The organism is Zhihengliuella halotolerans (genome assembly GCF_004217565.1).
In the GTDB taxonomy this organism is placed as follows: Bacteria; Actinomycetota; Actinomycetes; order Actinomycetales; family Micrococcaceae; genus Zhihengliuella; species Zhihengliuella halotolerans.
Genome location: NZ_SHLA01000001.1, coordinates 1,358,933 through 1,376,200 on the forward strand (window position 1 = coordinate 1,358,933; position 17,268 = coordinate 1,376,200).

The following is a 17,268-nucleotide window of genomic DNA, read 5'->3' on the forward strand; positions in this document are numbered from 1 at the left end:
GCAATCTTTCATCGGTCGGAAGTGGACTGCTGCTGGACGGCTCGACGGGCCCGGACCCGCCGGGCCAGCCACACGACGACGGCGCCGAGTACGACCGCGATCACGACCTTCTGCAGGACGCCGGCGTATTCCTCGACGACGTGCCACTGTTCGCCAAGCCAGTAGCCCGCCAGCACGAACACCGAGTTCCAGATCGCACTCCCCGCCAGCGTCAATCCGAGGAAGACTCCGGGGTGCATCCCGGTGATCCCGGCGGGGACGGAGACGAGCGAGCGGAAGATCGGCACCATCCGGCCGAAGAACACCGTCTTGGTCCCGTGGCGGTCGAACCAGGCCTCGACCCTGTCGACGTCGTCGATCGAGACCAGCGGCAGCGAGTGGATGATACGCCGCGTCCGCTCCCGGCCGAGCAGCCGTCCCACGAGATAGAGGAGGAAAGCACCCGCGCCGGAGCCGAGCGTCGTCCAGATCAGCGCCTCGGCGAGGCTGAAGGATCCGCGACTGGCGGCGAAGCCCGCCAACGGGAGGATGAGCTCGCTCGGCAGCGGCGGGAACAGGTTCTCCAACGCGATGGCGAGGGCGGCCCCGGGCGCACCGATCGAGTCCATCAGCCCGACCGCCCAGTCGGCGAGGTCGCCGATCCACGTGCCGGAATCCGGCGTACCCGCGGCCGTCATCGTCTGCTTCATCAAGATCCGTTCGTCGGTGAGCCGCCGGGAGGCCCGGCGGAGGAGGCGTCAGCGCGACAGCGCCGCGACGACCTCCGGCAGCAGGGCGCGGAACGCCTGGCCCCGGTGGCTGATGGCGTTCTTCTCCGCCGGCTCGAGCTCCGCGCAGCTGCGTGTCTGCCCGGCCGGCTGCAAGATCGGGTCGTAGCCGAACCCACCGGCACCACGCGGCTCGCGCAGCAGTGTGCCCTCGAGACGCCCGACGCGCACCGCGGTCGCCCCGCCGGGGTCCGCCAGCGCGGCCGCGCACACGAACGCCGCTCCCCGGTGCCCGTCGCCGATGTCGGCGACCTGCGCCAGCAGGAGCTCGAGGTTGGCCACGTCGTCGCCGTGGCGTCCGGCCCAGCGCGCCGAGAAGATGCCCGGCGCCCCGCCCATGACGTCGACCGACAGGCCGGAGTCGTCGGCAATCGCCAGCAGGCCCGTCGCTTCTGCGACGGCTCTTGCCTTCAACAGCGAATTCTCCTCGAACGTCACGCCGTCCTCGACGACGTCCGGTGCCCCCACCGCCGCGGCGTCGACGACCTGCGTGTCGACGTCGAGCCCCTCGACCTGGCCGCGCAACAGCTCGCGCAGCTCCCGGACCTTGCCCTGGTTGTGAGTCGCGAGTACCAGCCGGGGCCCGCTCACGCGCTGGCCTCGAGCACCTCGCGCTGAATGCGGGTCAGCTCCGCGGTGCCCAGCAGCGCCAAGTCCAGCAGGGCGTCGAGCTCCTCCCGCTTGAAGGGCGCCCCCTCGGCGGTGCCCTGGACCTCGACGAAGTCCCCGGATCCCGTGACGACGACGTTCATGTCGGTCTCGGCGCGCACGTCCTCCACGTAGGGCAGGTCGAGCATCGGCGTGCCGTCGATGATACCGACCGACACAGCGGAGACGGTGTCCGTGAGCACCTGGGCGTTCTTCTTGATCAGGCCCTGCTCGCGCGCCCACTTGACCGCCTCGGCCAGCGCGACGAAAGCGCCGGTGATCGCCGCGGTCCGGGTGCCGCCGTCGGCCTGGAGCACGTCGCAGTCCAGCACGATCGTGTTCTCGCCGAGGGCTTTGGTGTCGATGATGGAGCGCAGCGAGCGGCCGATCAGGCGGGAGATCTCGTGCGTGCGGCCGCCGATCTTGCCCTTCACGGACTCGCGCGAGCTGCGGGTGTTGGTTGCGCGCGGCAGCATCGCGTATTCGGCGGTGACCCAGCCCTTGCCCTCGCCCTTGAGCCAGCGCGGGACGCCCTCGGTCAGCGACGCCGTGCAGAGCACCCTCGTGTTGCCGAATTCGATGAGGGCCGAGCCCTCGGCCTGCGCCGACCAGGCGCGCGTGATGGTGATCGGACGGAGCTGATCGCACGCCCGGCCGTCCTCTCGGACGACGGCGGTGGCGGGCACGCTGGAACCGGTGGAAGTCTGCGGGGAGGAAATCATACGCACCAGTCTAGGTGCCCGAACCCGCGGAAAGGATCAGCGGCCCGGCCGGCCCGGCCATGTGCGTTGTTTGGGGTCTGCGCGGATCAGCGCGACCGGGGCCGTCGGCATGGCCTTCGGGTCGCCGAGGCGATTACCGGACCAGACGCCGTAGGTGACGCCCGAGACCGCGACCGCGATGCCGCCGTCGTACACCTCGCTGGCCTCGTTGACCACGGTGTTGATGTCCGTCCAGACCGGGATGTGCGTGAGCAGCAGGCGGTGCACCCCGGCCGCGGTGGCGGCTTCGCCGGCCCGCTTGCCGGTGAGGTGCACGCCCTCGATGTGGTCGTCGCGGCCCTCTTCGAACGCGGCCTCGCAGAGGAAGATGTCGGCGCCGCGCGCGGCCTCGACGAGCCCGTCGCACGAGTCGGTGTCCCCGGAATACGTGAGTACCGACGTCATCATCGACCCGTCGGCTACGGGTTCGGTGGCCTCCACCCGCAGGGCGTACGCCTCCTCGATCGGGTGGCGCACCGGGTAGGGCGTGATCCGGAACGGGCCGATCTCGATCGGTTCGAGCGCCTTCCACGGCTGGAAGTCGAAATCCTTGTGCATGCCCTCGGGGTCCTCCGGGGCCAGGCCGTACGCGGTGCCGATCCGGTTCTCGGTCGCCTCCGGACCCCAGACGAGCATCCGGTCGCGGCCCCACTTCTTCGGGTCCCAGCGGATCGCGACATGCATGCCGCACAGGTCCATGAAGTGGTCGGGGTGCAGGTGCGTGATGAGCACTCCGTCGAGGTCGCGCAAGTCCGTATAGCGCTGCAGCACTCCGACGGCGCCGGACCCGAGGTCGAGCAGGATCTGCCAGTCGCGTTCGCCGTCGAACGCGCTCACGAGATAGCAGGACGCAGGCGATCCGGGCCCGGGGAACGACCCCGTGCAGCCGATGATGGTCAGTTTCATGATCCTCTTCCTACCGACGCCCGTTCGATCATTTCAGGAGTCACCTTGGCTATCGACCCCGTCGGGTACCTCGCCGCGACATGCTCCACGTGCTCGACGCCCAGGACCTCGGGCCCGAGGAACCGTCGCGCCAACGCCTCAAACGTACCCGCGTCGCCGGTCGCGATGAAATGATGACTCGGCGCTGCTTCTTCGACGCGGGAGAGACCCGAGCGCACCAGGGCCGAGTAGACGTCTTTTGCGGTCTCCTCGGCTGAGGAGACGAGCGTGACCCGGTCCCCCATGACGTAGGAGAGCACGCCCGTGAGCAGCGGGTAATGCGTGCAGCCGAGCACGAGGGTGTCGACGTCGGCCGTCTTGAGCGGGGCCAGGTACTCCTCCGCCGTCGCGAGCAATTCGTCGCCGGTCGTGATCCCGCGCTCGACGAATTCGACGAAACGCGGGCACGCGGCCGAGGTGATCTCCAGCTGCGGTGCGGCCGCGAAGGCGTCCTCGTAGGCCCGGGAGCCGACGGTCGCGGCCGTGCCGATGACGCCGATGCGCCCGTTGCGGGTGGCGGCGACGGCGCGGCGCACCGCCGGCTGGATGACCTCGACGACGGGGATCCCGTAGCGGGCGGTGTAGCGTTCGCGCGCGTCGCGGAGGACGGCGGCGGAGGCCGAGTTGCACGCGATGACGAGCAGCTTCACACCGGAATCAACGAGCTCGTCCATGATCCCGAGAGCATTGGCCCGGACCTCGGCGATGGGCAGCGGCCCGTACGGGCTGCGCGCCGTATCGCCGACGTAGAGGGTGGATTCCCCGGGCAGCTGATCGATCACGGCCCGCGAGACGGTCAGCCCGCCCACGCCCGAATCGAAGATCCCGATGGGCGCCGACGCGCGCAGCTCCCGTTCGACGGTGGAGACGGGCCGTTCGGCGAATGATTCAACTGCCATGATGAATCAGAATATCCGACGGCGGCGTGATGACGGGCATTGCCCCGCGCCTAATCGAGGGTCTCGAGCAGGGCCTGCATCAGGCTCTCCTGCACCCAGCTGACGAAGTTGTACACCAGGGCGAGGTAGTCGTCGATCGACTCGGCATCGGCCCAGTCGTCGACGCCGTGCACGCGCTCCGAGTCGGCGTCCGTCCGGATGTCGAGGCGTTCGGCGAGAACCAGCCGGACGTCGTTGAGGGCGGCTGCGAACCGCTGGGCGGCCGCCTCGTCGAGCGCGATGTGCGCGGACTCCAGCACCATCGTCGCCGCGCGCAACGCCGCGACCTTCGATTGCCGCAGCCCGCGCTCCGTCATCGCGCGGAACGCCGCCGACGCCTCCGGGTCGTCGCGCACGGCGTCCGGCAGCAGGCGAAGCACGGCCGGGTCCGACGGCGGGTCCGGCGCGGGCGTCTCCCCGTCACCGAAGTCCTCCGGCGACAGGCCCGTCAGCGCCCAGAGCGGATCGCGCTCGGGCGCCAGTTCCTGCTCCGATTCGCCGTCAGCGGCCTGGGCGGCGGCATCCTGGGCGGAGGCAGGGGACTCCTCGGGGGCGGGCCGCTTCCCGGGCGCATCGTCGACCGGCGCGCCGGCGTCGTCGTCGGGCTCGAGCATGATGACGACGTCGTCGAACAGGTTGCGCAGCAGATCCCGCTCGGTACGCTCTAGTTGGCCGACGATCCCCCGCGGGGAGTTCCTGAATGCACGCGCCATCAGACTTCGTCCGCCCGCTTGAGCGTGGCCCAGAGACCGAATTCGTGCATCGCCGACACGTCGGCCTCGATCTTCTCCCGCGAGCCCGTCGCCACAACGGCCTTGCCCGCGTTGTGCACCTGCATCATCAGCTCGTCGGCTTTGCCCTTCGGATACCCGAAGTAGCTGCGGAAGACGTAGCTGACGTAGCTCATCAGGTTCACGGGGTCGTTCCAGACGATCAGGACGTAAGGGACATCGAGCTCCGTCGCCTCGGCGGTCTGGGCCTCGGCTTCAGTGCGATCGACGGTCTCAGGACTCATCATGGGCATTATTCCAGTCTAGTTCTTCTCTCCGCGTCCTTCACCCCGGCGGCGCGGGTGGAGCGCGCCCTGGCGCCGGCGATGAGTAGAGTGGATTCCCGGGCGCGCCTCGACCGCCCCGACGAGTGCCGAACCACAGGAGCTTTCCATGCCGCAGCAGCCCACAGCGCTTTTCACGGACCAGTACGAGCTGACCATGCTCCAGGCGTCGCTGCGCTCGGGCGCGGCCCACCGAAAATCGGTCTTCGAGGCCTTCGCACGCCGGCTGCCCGAGGGGCGCCGCTACGGCGTCGTGGCCGGAACGGGCCGGGTGCTCGAGGGCCTGGCAAACTTCCGGTTCGAGACCGAGCAGCTCGACTACCTCTCCGATCAGCGCATCGTCAACGACGAGACGATCGACTACCTGCGCGACTTCGAGTTCACGGGCGATATCTACGGCTACCCCGAGGGCGAGCTCTACTTCCCCAACTCCCCCATCCTCGTCGTCGAATCCACGTTCGCCGAGGCGTGCGTGCTCGAGACCTTCATCCTCTCCGTGCTCAACCACGACTCCGCGATCGCCTCTGCGGCGTCGCGCATGGTCGCAGCCGCGCACGGCCGACCGTGCGTGGAAATGGGATCGCGCCGGACCCACGAGGAATCCGCCGTCGCCGCGGCCCGGGCCGCCGTCATCGCTGGCTTCGAGGCCACTTCCAATCTCGAGGCGGGATTCCGCTACGGGCTCAAAACGGTCGGCACGGCCGCACACTCGTTCACGCTCCTGCACGACTCCGAGCGTGCCGCCTTCGAGGCCCAAGTCGCCTCGCTCGGCCGCGGGACCACCCTGCTGGTCGACACCTACGACGTCGCGGCGGGCGTACACACCGCCGTCGAGGTGGCCGGCCCAGAGCTGGGTGCCGTACGGCTCGACTCGGGCGACCTCGTCGACCAGGCGCGCTGGGTGCGCGGCATGCTCGACGATCTGGGGAACCACAACACCCGGATCATGGTCACGAGCGACCTCGACGAGCACGCGATCGCCTCACTGCAGGCCGCACCCGTCGACGCCTACGGCGTCGGCACCTCCCTGGTGACCGGTTCGGGCGCGCCCACGGCGTCGATGGTCTACAAGCTCGTGAGCCGCCAGAACGACGCCGGCGAATACGTCGACGTCGCCAAGGCCGCAAAGAACAAGACCAGCGTCGGCGGTCGCAAACAGGCCGTGCGCCAGCTGGACGGCCGGTCGCGCGCGACCGCCGAACTCGTCGGCATCGGCCGGCGCCCATCGGCGGACGAGAACGACCGCGACCTCATGGTCCAGCTCGTCGAAGCCGGCCGCGTCGACACCGCCTACACCGGAGCCGCAGGCGTCCGGAAGGCGACCGAACGGCACACGGCCAGCATCGGCGAACTGCCCGGTATCGCGCGCAAGATGCAGCGGGGAGAGCCGGTCATCGCGACCGAATTCATCACTGCCTGATTCCCCCATTCGGGGACCGTCCGCACTAGGCTGACGACAGACCAACGTCGAGAGGAACAACCGTGGCCGACGCACTCATCATCGTCGATGTGCAGAACGACTTCTGCGAGGGAGGCGCTCTCGGCGTCGACGGCGGCAGCCGGGCCGCCGCAGGCATCGCCGAGCACGTCGCCGCCGGCGACTACGACTTCGTCGTGGCGACCCAAGACTGGCACATCGAGCCCGGAGACCACTTCTCCGATTCCCCGGACTTCGTGGACTCGTGGCCCGTGCACTGCGTGGCCGGCGATCCCGGCTCCGCCCTGCACGAGGGCCTCGACCCGATCCGCGACCGACTCGCGGCGATCTTCCGCAAAGGCGAGTACACCGCCGCGTATTCCGGTTTCGAGGGGCGGCTCGCGCCCGGCAACGGCCAGGACGACGGCGGCGCGGCCGGCGCCGCGGGTGAGGGCGCCATGCCTCCTCTCGCCGAGTGGCTCGCCGAGCGCGGTGTCACCGAGGTGCGGGTCGTCGGCATCGCGACCGACTACTGCGTGCGCGCCACGGCGCTCGACGCCATCCGCGCGGGGCTGCGCACCGCCGTCGTCCCCCACTTGACGGCAGCCGTGCACCCGGAGAATGTCGCCGACGTGCTCAGCGAGCTGCGCTCCGCGGGCGTCGAGATCCACGCCGGCTAAGGCCTACTTCCGCCCGACGAACCAACCCTGCAGGCGCTTGATGCGGGTCTGCAACTGCTCGGCGCTGGCCTGCGCAACGGGCGGACCGCCGCAGACCTCGCGCAGCTTGTTGTGGATCGACCCGTGGGCCGTGCCGGTGCGCGCCGCCCACGCGGAAACGTTCTTGGCCAGTTCTTGGCGCAGATCCATGAGCTGGCGGTGGTCGACGACGTGCTCGTTCGCCGGTACGCCCCGATCGCGGCGGCGGGTGACCTGCTCCTGCTGGCGCTGGCGCAGCAGCGCGCCCACCTGGTCGGCGTCGAGCAGGCCCGGGATGCCGAGGAAGTCCTGCTCCTCCTCGGAACCGATCTGGCCGCCCATCCCGAACTCACCGCCGTCGAAGAGCACGCGGTCGAACGACGCGTTGGAATCGAGCGCCTCGAACTTCTGCTTGTTCAGTTCGTTGGAGGCCTTCTCCTCGCGGTTGGCCTCGTCGAGGAGCCCCTCCTCCGGGATGAAGTCCGGGTCGTCGACGTGCTTCTCCGGACGGTCGAGGGCGTGATCCCGCTCAATCTCCATCTCGTTGGCGAGCGCCATGAGCAGCGGGACGGAGGGCAGGAAAACGCTGGCGACCTCGCCGCGCTTGCGGGAGCGCACGAAACGGCCGACGGCCTGCGCGAAGAACAGCGGTGTGGAGGTGCTCGTCGCGTAGACGCCGACGGCCAGACGCGGGACGTCGACGCCTTCGGAAACCATACGCACCGCGACCATCCAGCGGGAGCCGTCCTCGGAGAATTCCTCGATCCTGCTCGACGCCTTGGGATCGTCGGAGAGGATCACGGTGGCCTTCTCGCCGGTAATCTTCTCCAGCTGCGCCGCGTAGGCGCGGGCACTCTCGTGGTCGCTGGCGATGACGAGGCCGCCGGCATCCGGAATGGTGCGCCGGACCTCGGTCAACCGGCGGTCGGCCGCCGCGAGCACGGCGGGGATCCATTCGCCCTCGGGGTTCAGTGCGGTCCGCCACGCGTGCGCGGTGATGTCCTTCGTGAAACCCTCGCCGAGGTTCGCCTCCATCTCCTCGCCCGCGCTGGTACGCCAGCGCATCTGGCCGGAGTACGCCATGAAGACCACGGGGCGCACGACGTTGTCCTTGAGCGCCTCACCGTAGCCGTAGGTGTAGTCGGCCTTCGAGCGGCGGATGCCCTCGGCGTCCTCCTCGTACTGCACGAACGGGATCGGCGAGGTGTCCGAGCGGAACGGCGTACCGGTCAGCGCCAGGCGGCGCGTTGCAGGCTCGAAGGCCTCGCGGATTCCGTCACCCCAGCTCAAGTCGTCGCCGCCGTGGTGGATCTCGTCGAGGATGACGAGGGTCCGGGCCGCCTCGGTCTTCGCGCGGTGCAGCAGCGGCTTCGACGCGACCTGCGCGTAGGTGACGGCGACACCGATGTACCCCGCGCCGTGCCGGCCGTCGGAGTTCTTGAAGTTGGGGTCGAGCGAGATCCCGATCCGGGCCGCCGCGTCGGCCCACTGCCGTTTCAGGTGGTCGGTCGGGGCCACCACGGTGATGCGGTTGACGACGCCGGCGTCCACCAGCATCCGTGCCACGCGCAGGGCGAACGTCGTCTTACCGGCGCCGGGCGTGGCGACCGCCAGGAAGTCCTGCGGGCCACGCGAGAAGTAGAGCTCGAGCGCCTCCTGCTGCCACTGGCGCAGTTTGGGCGCCGCGCCCCGGGCCGCCCGGTCCGGGTAGGCGGGCGGCATGGTTTCGCCCACGGAAAAGAGGGCATCAGTCACGTTTTATCCCCTGGTCAGACTGCAAATTACTGCGATGGTACGACGGCGGTGTCAACGTGGCCGACGCCGTGCGGTCCGCTCCTCTTCAGCGGTGCGGGCGCGGTAAAGCGCCAGAACCTCCGTGTCGGCGGACCTGGGGACGTTTAAGAGTCGTCGCCGGGCTTGAAGCCCTCGTAGATCTTCTTGCAATCCGGGCAGACGGGGAACTTCTGCGGGTCGCGACCCGGGGTCCACACTTTGCCGCAGAGCGCGATCACCGGTTCGCCGGTGATGGCGGACTCCATGATCTTCTCTTTCCGCACGTAGTGGGCGAAACGCTCCGAGTCCCCGGGCTCGATGAGCTGTCGCGTCTCCTCGCGCTCGATCGTGGCGGTGCCGCCGCCCTGGTCGTGGCGGGGATCGTTTTCGACGGAGTTGGAAGGCAAGCTCATGCGCTCCAGTCTAGCAACCGCGACTTACTTATTCAGCGTCACCGCTTCCATGAGTTCCGGCATCCGGTTGTCGAACCAGCGCCCGCCCACACGGATCCCCACAATCAGCAGGACCGTGCCCACGACGAGGCCGACACCGAGCGCAAGCCACGCGAAGAGCATCCGCTCCGTCACGAAGTAGGTAATGACCAGCGCGATCTCGGGCGCCATCAGAAGGAACGCGACGAACATCGTCACCAGCTGCGTGATGGCCGCGCGCGCGCCGGCACCGGGCGGAGACTTGAACGGGTTGTCCCCCGGCTGCACGACGGCGTACGTCCAGCGCGCCGAGGCGACCGACGCGACACCCAGCGCCGAGAGCAGCCCACCCAGTGTCACGCCGACGAGCGCGACGACGTCGCCCGGGCGGCCGAGCGCCACCGGTGGGATGATCGCGGCGGCGAGAACGAGGGGCAGTGCAAGCGCGCCGCACGCCAGCGCACGCCCGGCGCGATCGTGCACCCCGCGGACCGCCGTCGTCACGTGCAGGGAGAAGGCCGTGGAGTCGTAGGAGACGTCCGCAGAGATGGAGAAGCCCATCATCACTGCCATCAGCGGGGCCGCTGCGTAGAGCAGATAGGGCGTCGGCGATTGGCTCGACGCATACCACAGGATGAACGGCAGCAGCGGCACGATCACGATTCCGGCCGCGTAGCGCGGGTCCTTGAACCAGTAGGTCAAGCAGCGGCCGGCGATGGCGCCCCACGGCGTCGCAGGGAACAGACGCAACAAGCCGAGGCCCTCGGAGCCCTTGGAACCGCCGGAGGACTGGACGGGGTTCTGCAGCGACCGCATGAGCATCGCGGACCACGCCCAGACGACCACTGCCAGCGATGCGAGAGCTACCAGCAGCCGCAGTGCGAAGATCCCCCACTCGCCCTGAAGCGCGTCCGCGGGCAGCGCCGCGAAGACGCCCAGCGGGGTCCATGCGAGGACGCCGGCCACGGTTGGCAGGAGGTCGAAGATCGCCGTAACGCCCGCCTGCAACCCGCCCAGGATCGGCCCGAGCGCGACGAGCGGGATGAAGATCAGGATCGTGGCGATTTCGCGGAACCGGCGCTTCGAGGTGAGCGCGAGCGCCGCCGTCGTCGTCAATCTCGCGAGGGCGAGGCAGAAGAGTGCCGCCAGCACTCCCGCGACGACGGCGACGAAAGCCGCTGCGGGTGACTGCCGCCAGGACAGTGCGATCGCCACGAAAAGGACGAGGGTCACGGCGCCCGGCGTGCCGACGAACCCGCTGAGCAGCAGGCCGGTCGTCAAGTCGCGCCGCGGCACGGGGAAGGTCGCGAATTTCGCCGGGTCCAGCGTCGCGTCCGCACCCGAGAGCAGGACCGGGACGATGGCCCAGGCCAGAACGACGACGGAGACCGAGCAAACGAGGACCGTCCGGATCAGGCCGGGGTCCTGCGAGCCGAGACCGAACATGCCCACGATGAGCATGACGGCGATGAACAGCGCGTAGGCCGCACCGATCAACACGCCGACGAGCTGCCAGGGGCTGCGCCGGAATCCGTTGGCCAGCAGGCGGGCTTTGAGACGGATCAGCTCTGCAACCACTGAAGTCCCCCGGCCTCGGCGCGGCCGCCGACAAGATTGACGAAACGGTCTTCGAGGCTCTCCGTGCCACGGACCTCGTCGACCGTTCCCGCGGCCAGAACATTCCCATCCGCGATGACGGCGACGTGCGTGCACATCCGCTGCACGAGATCCATGACGTGGCTGGAAACGATCACCGTGCCGCCGCGGCCCACGTAGTCCGCGAGGATTGAGCGAATATTGGCCGCGGAGACGGGGTCCACCGCCTCGAAGGGCTCATCCAGGACGAGCACCTTCGGTGAGTGGATCAGCGCCGTAGCCAGCGCGATCTTCTTGGTCATGCCCGCGGAGTAGTCGACGACGAGCTTGGAGCCGGCGTCCTCGAGGTCCAGCACGCGCAGCAGGTCTTCCGTCCTCTCGGCGACCATCTCCGGGTCCATGCCGCGCAGGCGACCGGAATAGGTCACGAGCTGCCGGCCGGTCAGCCTGTCGAAGAGCCGGACCCCGTCGGCCAGCACTCCCAGCATCGACTTCGCCTTCAGCGGCTCGCGCCAGACGTCGACGCCGTGCACCCACACGGAACCGCCGTCGGGCCGCAGAAGTCCCGTAGCCATAGACAGCGTGGTCGTCTTGCCGGCACCATTGGGCCCTACAAGTCCGTAGAAGGATCCGGCGGGAACCTCCAGATCGATATCATTGACCGCGACTTTGTCACCGTAGCGCTTGCCCAGACCACGGACGACGATGGCCGGTGCTGGAACGCCCGCAGATTCGTCCTGAAGATTACTCATGCGGCCAATGTAGCAACTAGGGCCGTTAACTGACGTCATCCCGAAGGCTGATCAGCCACTCAGCGATCACTACAACCTGACGACGATCCAATGCCGCCCGACGATAAGCGGCAGGACCGCATCGGCGCCAGCACCTGGGGTTGATTTGACCAACACCGCAGGTGCTATCGATTCAGTAGCCGCACGCGACTCACTCGAACACTCTCGAACCTCAGCTCGCGTGAAATAAGGTAGAAATGGATCTGGATCGTTCTAAATAGTGCTCCTACCCCTTCCATCTTTCGAAGTCTTGTACTAGGATTAGTTCATGGAAGCAGCCCTCCTGTTGGACCCCGAGACGTACGCCGGTCTCTCGCCGGCGGACCGGGCGCGTGTGGCTGCCGTGGTCCTTGCCGGCGCCCCGGATGCCATCGCCGGACAGGATGACGAGGCACTGATCCTGGGCACCCGCGCAGCAGAATCCGCCGGCCGGCACCTGGACGCGTTCCGAATCCGGAATGCTGGTGAGGTCGCGGTGCGGTCGGAGAAATCGTTGGGTGAGGACCGACTCTCGGCGCGGTTGGGGTGCCGAACCGAGGTCGAGTTGCTCCAGCGCCTCACCCGGTTGTCGTACGGGCAGCTCAAGAAGCGGATCGCCCTGGACACCGACACCCGCCCCGCGTTCAGCGTGAGCGGTGCGCCGGTGGAGCCGAAGTTCCCGCACGTGGCCGCCGCCCTGCATCAGGGCCTGATTGATCCGGAGACCGCGGCCCTGGTGACGGGGATGTTGAACAAGGTCGCCCGGCGTGCGGACCCGGCGATGCTGGCCGAGGCCGAGGCGGAACTCGTGGACGCGGCCACCGGCGCCCTGGCGGCCCGGCTGCTCCGGCAGGCCCAGGCTGAACAGGACAGCACCGCGAATACTCCTGATAATCTCGCCGACTTAGAGGGCCCCACTAACCCAGATAACCTGGCAGGCGATCCTGCGGATGCGGTGGTCCCGGATGAGGGGTTGGCGTTGAGCTACCCGCAGATGCTCAAGCTCGCCCACCAGTGGGGTGCCTGCCTGGATGAGGACGGCCCGGACCCGGCCGAGGAGCGGGCGCACAGCAAACGCTCGCTCACGCTCGGTTCACCCAAGGACGGGCTCGTGCCGTTGACCGGGTGGCTGCTGCCCGAAGTCGCCGCGCACCTGCAGCGCGTCTTCGACGCCCACTCGAACCCCGCCGCCCGCACTACCGGCACCGGCCCCGAGACGGCCGACCCCGAGACGGCTGGCCCTAGCTCGAACACTGACACCGCAACCACTGCTGCAACCGCCACGGCTCCGGTGCTGGATGGGCGCACCGCGGCGCAGAAGCGCCACGACATCCTCATGACCGTGGTCCAAGCCGCGTCCCGCTGCGAAGAGACCCCACACCTCGGCGGTGACACCGCCACCCTGCTAGTGCACGTCAACGCTGCTGACCTGCTGGATCCGCAGGGCTACGCCCAGCTCGAGGGCATCGATGTGCCGGTCTCGTCGCGGATCGCCCACCGCACCGCGTGCACCGGGGCCGTGCAGAAAGTCGTGTTCGACACCAACGGCCGCATCATCGGCCTCGGCGCGAAGGAACGCACCTTCACGGGGCACCAACGCCGGGCGATCGCGGCCCGAGACGGCGGATGCGTGATCCCGAACTGCACGATCCGGGCCGCCTGGTGCGAAGTCCACCACGTGAGTCCCTGGGCTCGGGGTGGGAAGACCACGATCGAGAACGGGGTCCTGCTCTGCTGGCACCATCACCACAGCCTCGAGAAGTCCGGCTGGGACATCCAGATGCGAAACGGCGTGGTGCAGGTCAAGGCTCCGCCCTGGCTGGACCCGGGCGGAACCTTCGTACCCGCCGCGACCTCCCACACCCGGCAACGGGCCAGGATCCTCGCCGCCCACGCCGGTAAGACCACGCCCAACCGAAACGCGCAAAGCGTGCACGGACCCGGTCCTGGCAGTAGCGGGGCCGGCGGCAGCGGGGGTGGCAGCGGCGGGGACGAACCGCCTGACCCGCCAGCACCGACCGGCGGAAACCACCAAGCCGCCTGACCGTCCGCTATAGCGATGACTCCCCGCGTCGCACCGGCGCGGGCCCGTCTGGACCCCACACGCAGGACGAACCTCAGAACCACTCACAGGACCGAGCGTGTCCTACGCGCCCGATTGAGCAGGGTAGGAACCTGTGACACGGCAGGCACGCGACGCTGATAGCCGAAGCTAGACATGCGAAAGCGGCCGCCCCGTACGCCGAAGCGCACGAAACGGCCGCTACACGCAAAGCAGCTCGGCCGGCCTCTAGAACAAGACTCGAGCCAGCTTCTGCCTCGCCGAAACGACACGTTCATCTTGCGTGCCGATAATCTTGAAGAGATCGACGAGTCGGGTGCGCGCCGCCTCCCGCTCGTCGCCGGCGTTCCGGCCGATAAACACGACCAGTCGATTGAAAGCATCATCAACGTGCCCTCCAGCAACGTCGACATCGGCAACATCCAGTTGGGCTTGAAGATCATCCGGCGCGGCCGCAGCCGCACTCCGGATCTCGCTCAACTCCTTGTCCTGCACGCGGCCCAGCAGCTCCACGTTGGCCAGGCCGGCCTCGGCGTCGTGATCGTTGGGCTTCTCAGCCAACGCCTTCCGGTAGGCAGTTGCCGCGGCCGCGTAGTCACCGGCCGTGATCGCGTCTAGTGCTTCCTGGTGGAGTGGCGGCAACTCAGGTTCTTCAACCTGACCGCCGAAGGGCGGCAGCGTTCCGGTCACGTCGTGTTGCGCAGCCAGCTGGAGCAGCTCGTCAAGCAGCGAGCGGATCTGCTCTTCTGCTGCGGTCCCTTGGAACAAGGGAACGGGCTGTCCCTTGACCAGCGCAACCACTGCCGGGATCTGTTGGACCCGGAAGGCCTGCGCGATGGCCGCCTCCTGCTGGGCATCGACCAGAACGAGACCGAAGCGTCCCCCATAGGAGTCCACGACTCGACCGACAAGGGCGTCCAGCTCGACGGACGGCGCCGCCGACGCAGCCCCCAACGACACCAGAATCGGAGCAGTCGCGGATTGCTCCACCACCGCTTGGAAATCGGCTTGGGTGATGCGTTTGGTCCAGGTCGCGCCGCCCTCCCCTGCGCTCTGGGCGGCTTCGGGCGTTGACAGTGCGGACAGGTCGATGGCCCCTCGCGTGGAGGCCGGCCTCGGCTCGTTCTCGGTGCTCATACGCTGGAAAGGGTTTCCTTACTCGTCGATGTCGATTTTCTGCAGCTCGCTGTCAGCTGCGATCACCTGAATCTTATCGTCAGATCCGGCAGCAGGAATGTAGAGGGCGAAAGACTCGGCGTAAGAGAAGTTCGCGGTACCGGTCGTCTCGTCGGCTCCGGCAAGGTCCACATGCTTCTTGTTCTTACCCCACGTCACCGTTGCGCCTTCTTCACGCGGCGCGGTGATCATCACGGACTCGATCGACAGCGTCACCAGTGCGCCACCGTCCGGCGTGCTGACTGCATGAATGCTGTCCTCGTCGATGAAGCGCTTGTACTCGACCGTGGCCTCGTCTTCGGCTTCCTTCTTCGCCTCGTTCTGCGCTTTGTGCACCGCCTCGATGTACTGACTTTCCGCGAACATGTCCTTCTCCGATACCTCGGGATTGTTGAGGAATCGGCGTAGTTGCACGGTCGCATCCGCTGGATCCGTCTGCAGTCCGGACCCGTCCGAGAGGTCAAGCGTCCGAATGCTCGTATCGCCGATGACGATGCCTGGGAACGACGTGCCCGCGAGCATCTCGACGTTCTGCGTGAGCTTGTAGTTGGACCGAGGATCCTTCTGCGTCAGCGTGAGAATACGCGGGGATTCCTCCCCCGTCACTGCTAGGACCGTACGCGGCCAGTCGGTCGTCGTCGTTACGGCTGACGTACGCACCGGTCCCGCTACGACCGGCTCCAGAAGCTTCACACCGTCGACTTCATCTGAGATCTGCTTGTAGTTGGAACGGCGGTCCGAAAGTGCGTCCCCACCCAAGCGCGCTTCCAAGAGACCGGCGTCAAGATCCTCATCGCCGGCCTCGATTGCGCGCGAGACTCCTGAGAGGATGCGTTCCAGCTGCATTTCCAGCAGGACCGGATATGCATCACTGTCCCCATCGGTATCCTCTGGGGCATCAGCACTCGCCGAAGCGTCGCTCGGTTCAGATTCCTCCGTGGCATGGGCGGCTGTCACACCGGAGAACGTCAGCGCGACCATGGCGCCAACGGCCGTCAGACGCTTGGCGACGCCCCTGTTCGACCCCTTGACCTGCGGGACTTCCCGGGTGTCGTCGTTCGCCGCTCGCGCACCGTTGCCCGTCTTCTTCGACGGCCACACCAGGCGGAGCAGACCGAAGAGTACGAGGAGGGCGCCGATGATGATCAGTCCCAGAGCGAATGGTGTGGTGGCGTTGTTGGGCCACTCGACGCTGATATCCGTCGGTGCCGGATCCGAACCGTCGGCAGCGACGAGCAATGACCACTCACCCTCTGCCGGCTCCGTCCAGGTGTATACGGTCTCGCCGTCGACGGTGTCCTTGGCGACCCACAGATCGGAGTTCTCCGGGTTCGGCACCTCGTCCTCGCTGCCCTCGTGGACCGTCTTGAGGACCCGTTCCTCGGTATCCACCTCGGTCACACGGTTGACGGAGGCGTCGCCAACCCAGGCGTCGACATCGGAACTACGACCGAGGGCAAGCAGGAACTCCCCGTCGCCCTTAATCGTGATCTCGATCGGATCCTCGTTGACGTCATTGACGCCGGATTCGATGACGGTCAGCGGGGCAGCCTCAACGGAGCCTGGTATCGCCGCGGTCACCGTCTCGGACGGTGCCCAGAAGGTCTTCTGGCCAATGCCGGCGACGAGCGCTGCGGCACCGAGGACTATCGCCACGATGGCTGTCAAGATTCGCACGTACTTACTCACCTATCGGATGGGAACAAAAATCGGCATCGGCCCGACGGCAGACTTCACCCTCGGCGATACCCTCAATGATAACGAATTGATTACTCTTCGGGGTTCCCGAACTGAGAAAACTGTCCACGGTGATCTTCGTCGCATGCCGTGTTCCCCTTTCGCGTCGTCGCCTCTACTTGCCGATTCTCGTCCTCCAGCAGTGAGAATGCCAGTGCCTACGGGCCGCGGCCGACACCTGGTCGCCCATCCAGTCGTCCGCGCGCCACGCGACGACGTGCTCCACGCCCGGAGGAATCTCAAGATGGCAGCCCGGGCAGACGTAGTGCTTCTCCGCGCGGGAGCCGGAAATTCGCCGGACGTGCCACTGCCCGTCGCGGGCGGATTCACGCGAGGGGGCGGCCAAGCCCATCCCCTCGACACTGGGGCCGTCAGCTGCCTGCGTCCACTTATTGGGGCGCTTCCCGGCGGAGGCACGACGTGGTCGATTGGAACGTGGCATGACTCCATTCTGCCGTCCGGCGCCATCTGCGTTAAACCGCGGCCTCCCCGAGT

The 17,268-nt window shown here is 67.8% G+C and carries 17 protein-coding genes; 3 read left to right on the plus strand and 14 right to left on the minus strand.

What is annotated here, in order from left to right; genetic code table 11:
* Positions 1 to 8: 8 nt before the first annotated feature.
* The 7 genes from EV380_RS06055 to clpS are packed head-to-tail and all read right to left on the minus strand — an operon-like array spanning position 9 to position 5,077.
* Entirely contained in the window at positions 9 to 689 is a 681-nt protein-coding gene (locus EV380_RS06055) for a DedA family protein (protein ID WP_242607522.1), read from the minus strand.
* Positions 690 to 737: 48 nt separating this feature from the next.
* On the minus strand, positions 738 to 1,358 hold the full coding sequence (gene rdgB / locus EV380_RS06060) for an RdgB/HAM1 family non-canonical purine NTP pyrophosphatase (RefSeq protein WP_102160845.1): 621 nt from the start codon (positions 1,356 to 1,358) through the stop codon (positions 738 to 740).
* Positions 1,355 to 2,137 carry a ribonuclease PH gene (rph, locus tag EV380_RS06065; protein WP_102160847.1) on the minus strand — a complete coding sequence of 261 codons (783 nt, stop codon included), beginning with the start codon at positions 2,135 to 2,137 and terminating at the stop codon, positions 1,355 to 1,357. Before rph ends, rdgB begins: the two co-directional genes overlap by 4 nt.
* Before the next feature lie 36 nt (positions 2,138 to 2,173).
* The gene (locus tag EV380_RS06070; protein WP_102160848.1) at positions 2,174 to 3,082 is read right to left on the minus strand and encodes an MBL fold metallo-hydrolase; all 909 of its coding nucleotides are present in this window, start codon (positions 3,080 to 3,082) and stop codon (positions 2,174 to 2,176) included.
* Entirely contained in the window at positions 3,079 to 4,020 is a 942-nt protein-coding gene (gene murI, locus EV380_RS06075; RefSeq protein WP_102160851.1) for a glutamate racemase, read from the minus strand. Before murI ends, EV380_RS06070 begins: the two co-directional genes overlap by 4 nt.
* A gap of 50 nt (positions 4,021 to 4,070) precedes the next feature.
* A complete protein-coding gene (locus EV380_RS06080) occupies positions 4,071 to 4,772 on the minus strand; it encodes a DUF2017 family protein (protein ID WP_130450047.1) in 702 nt (233 codons plus the stop codon).
* The gene (gene clpS / locus EV380_RS06085) at positions 4,772 to 5,077 is read right to left on the minus strand and encodes an ATP-dependent Clp protease adapter ClpS (protein ID WP_130450048.1); all 306 of its coding nucleotides are present in this window, start codon (positions 5,075 to 5,077) and stop codon (positions 4,772 to 4,774) included. The genes EV380_RS06080 and clpS overlap by 1 nt, the downstream gene beginning before the upstream one ends.
* A gap of 145 nt (positions 5,078 to 5,222) precedes the next feature.
* Here clpS and EV380_RS06090 point away from each other — a divergent pair, with 145 nt between their 5' ends.
* On the plus strand, positions 5,223 to 6,533 hold the full coding sequence (locus tag EV380_RS06090; RefSeq protein WP_130450049.1) for a nicotinate phosphoribosyltransferase: 1,311 nt from the start codon (positions 5,223 to 5,225) through the stop codon (positions 6,531 to 6,533).
* 62 nt (positions 6,534 to 6,595) lie between these two features.
* Positions 6,596 to 7,210, plus strand: coding sequence for an isochorismatase family protein (locus tag EV380_RS06095; RefSeq protein ID WP_102160860.1), 615 nt, complete (start codon positions 6,596 to 6,598; stop codon positions 7,208 to 7,210).
* Between the two features lie 3 nt (positions 7,211 to 7,213).
* On the opposite strand, the gene EV380_RS06100 is transcribed toward EV380_RS06095, so the two are convergent.
* The 4 genes from EV380_RS06100 to EV380_RS06115 form a co-directional block, all read right to left on the minus strand.
* Positions 7,214 to 8,983 (minus strand): DEAD/DEAH box helicase, encoded by a 1,770-nt coding sequence (locus EV380_RS06100; protein ID WP_130450050.1) that lies wholly within the window; start codon positions 8,981 to 8,983, stop codon positions 7,214 to 7,216.
* Positions 8,984 to 9,126: 143 nt separating this feature from the next.
* Entirely contained in the window at positions 9,127 to 9,414 is a 288-nt protein-coding gene (locus EV380_RS06105; RefSeq protein WP_102160864.1) for a DUF3039 domain-containing protein, read from the minus strand.
* Between the two features lie 24 nt (positions 9,415 to 9,438).
* Positions 9,439 to 11,010: a transporter gene (locus EV380_RS06110; protein ID WP_130450051.1), complete on the minus strand. Its 1,572-nt coding sequence runs from the start codon at positions 11,008 to 11,010 to the stop codon at positions 9,439 to 9,441.
* The gene (locus tag EV380_RS06115; protein ID WP_207219331.1) at positions 10,995 to 11,780 is read right to left on the minus strand and encodes an ABC transporter ATP-binding protein; all 786 of its coding nucleotides are present in this window, start codon (positions 11,778 to 11,780) and stop codon (positions 10,995 to 10,997) included. Before EV380_RS06115 ends, EV380_RS06110 begins: the two co-directional genes overlap by 16 nt.
* A gap of 307 nt (positions 11,781 to 12,087) precedes the next feature.
* Here EV380_RS06115 and EV380_RS06120 point away from each other — a divergent pair, with 307 nt between their 5' ends.
* Positions 12,088 to 13,842: an HNH endonuclease signature motif containing protein gene (locus EV380_RS06120; protein WP_130450055.1), complete on the plus strand. Its 1,755-nt coding sequence runs from the start codon at positions 12,088 to 12,090 to the stop codon at positions 13,840 to 13,842.
* Between the two features lie 246 nt (positions 13,843 to 14,088).
* Here the strand turns inward: EV380_RS06120 and EV380_RS06125 are convergent, their stop codons facing one another.
* The 3 genes from EV380_RS06125 to EV380_RS06135 all read right to left on the minus strand — a co-directional run bounded on the left by EV380_RS06125 (position 14,089) and on the right by EV380_RS06135 (position 17,215).
* Positions 14,089 to 14,997 (minus strand): tetratricopeptide repeat protein, encoded by a 909-nt coding sequence (locus EV380_RS06125; protein ID WP_130450057.1) that lies wholly within the window; start codon positions 14,995 to 14,997, stop codon positions 14,089 to 14,091.
* An 18-nt stretch (positions 14,998 to 15,015) separates the two neighbouring features.
* On the minus strand, positions 15,016 to 16,713 hold the full coding sequence (locus EV380_RS06130; RefSeq protein ID WP_130450059.1) for a hypothetical protein: 1,698 nt from the start codon (positions 16,711 to 16,713) through the stop codon (positions 15,016 to 15,018).
* Positions 16,714 to 16,888: 175 nt separating this feature from the next.
* Positions 16,889 to 17,215 carry a hypothetical protein gene (locus EV380_RS06135; RefSeq protein ID WP_102159873.1) on the minus strand — a complete coding sequence of 109 codons (327 nt, stop codon included), beginning with the start codon at positions 17,213 to 17,215 and terminating at the stop codon, positions 16,889 to 16,891.
* Between the last annotated feature and the right edge of the window lie 53 nt (positions 17,216 to 17,268).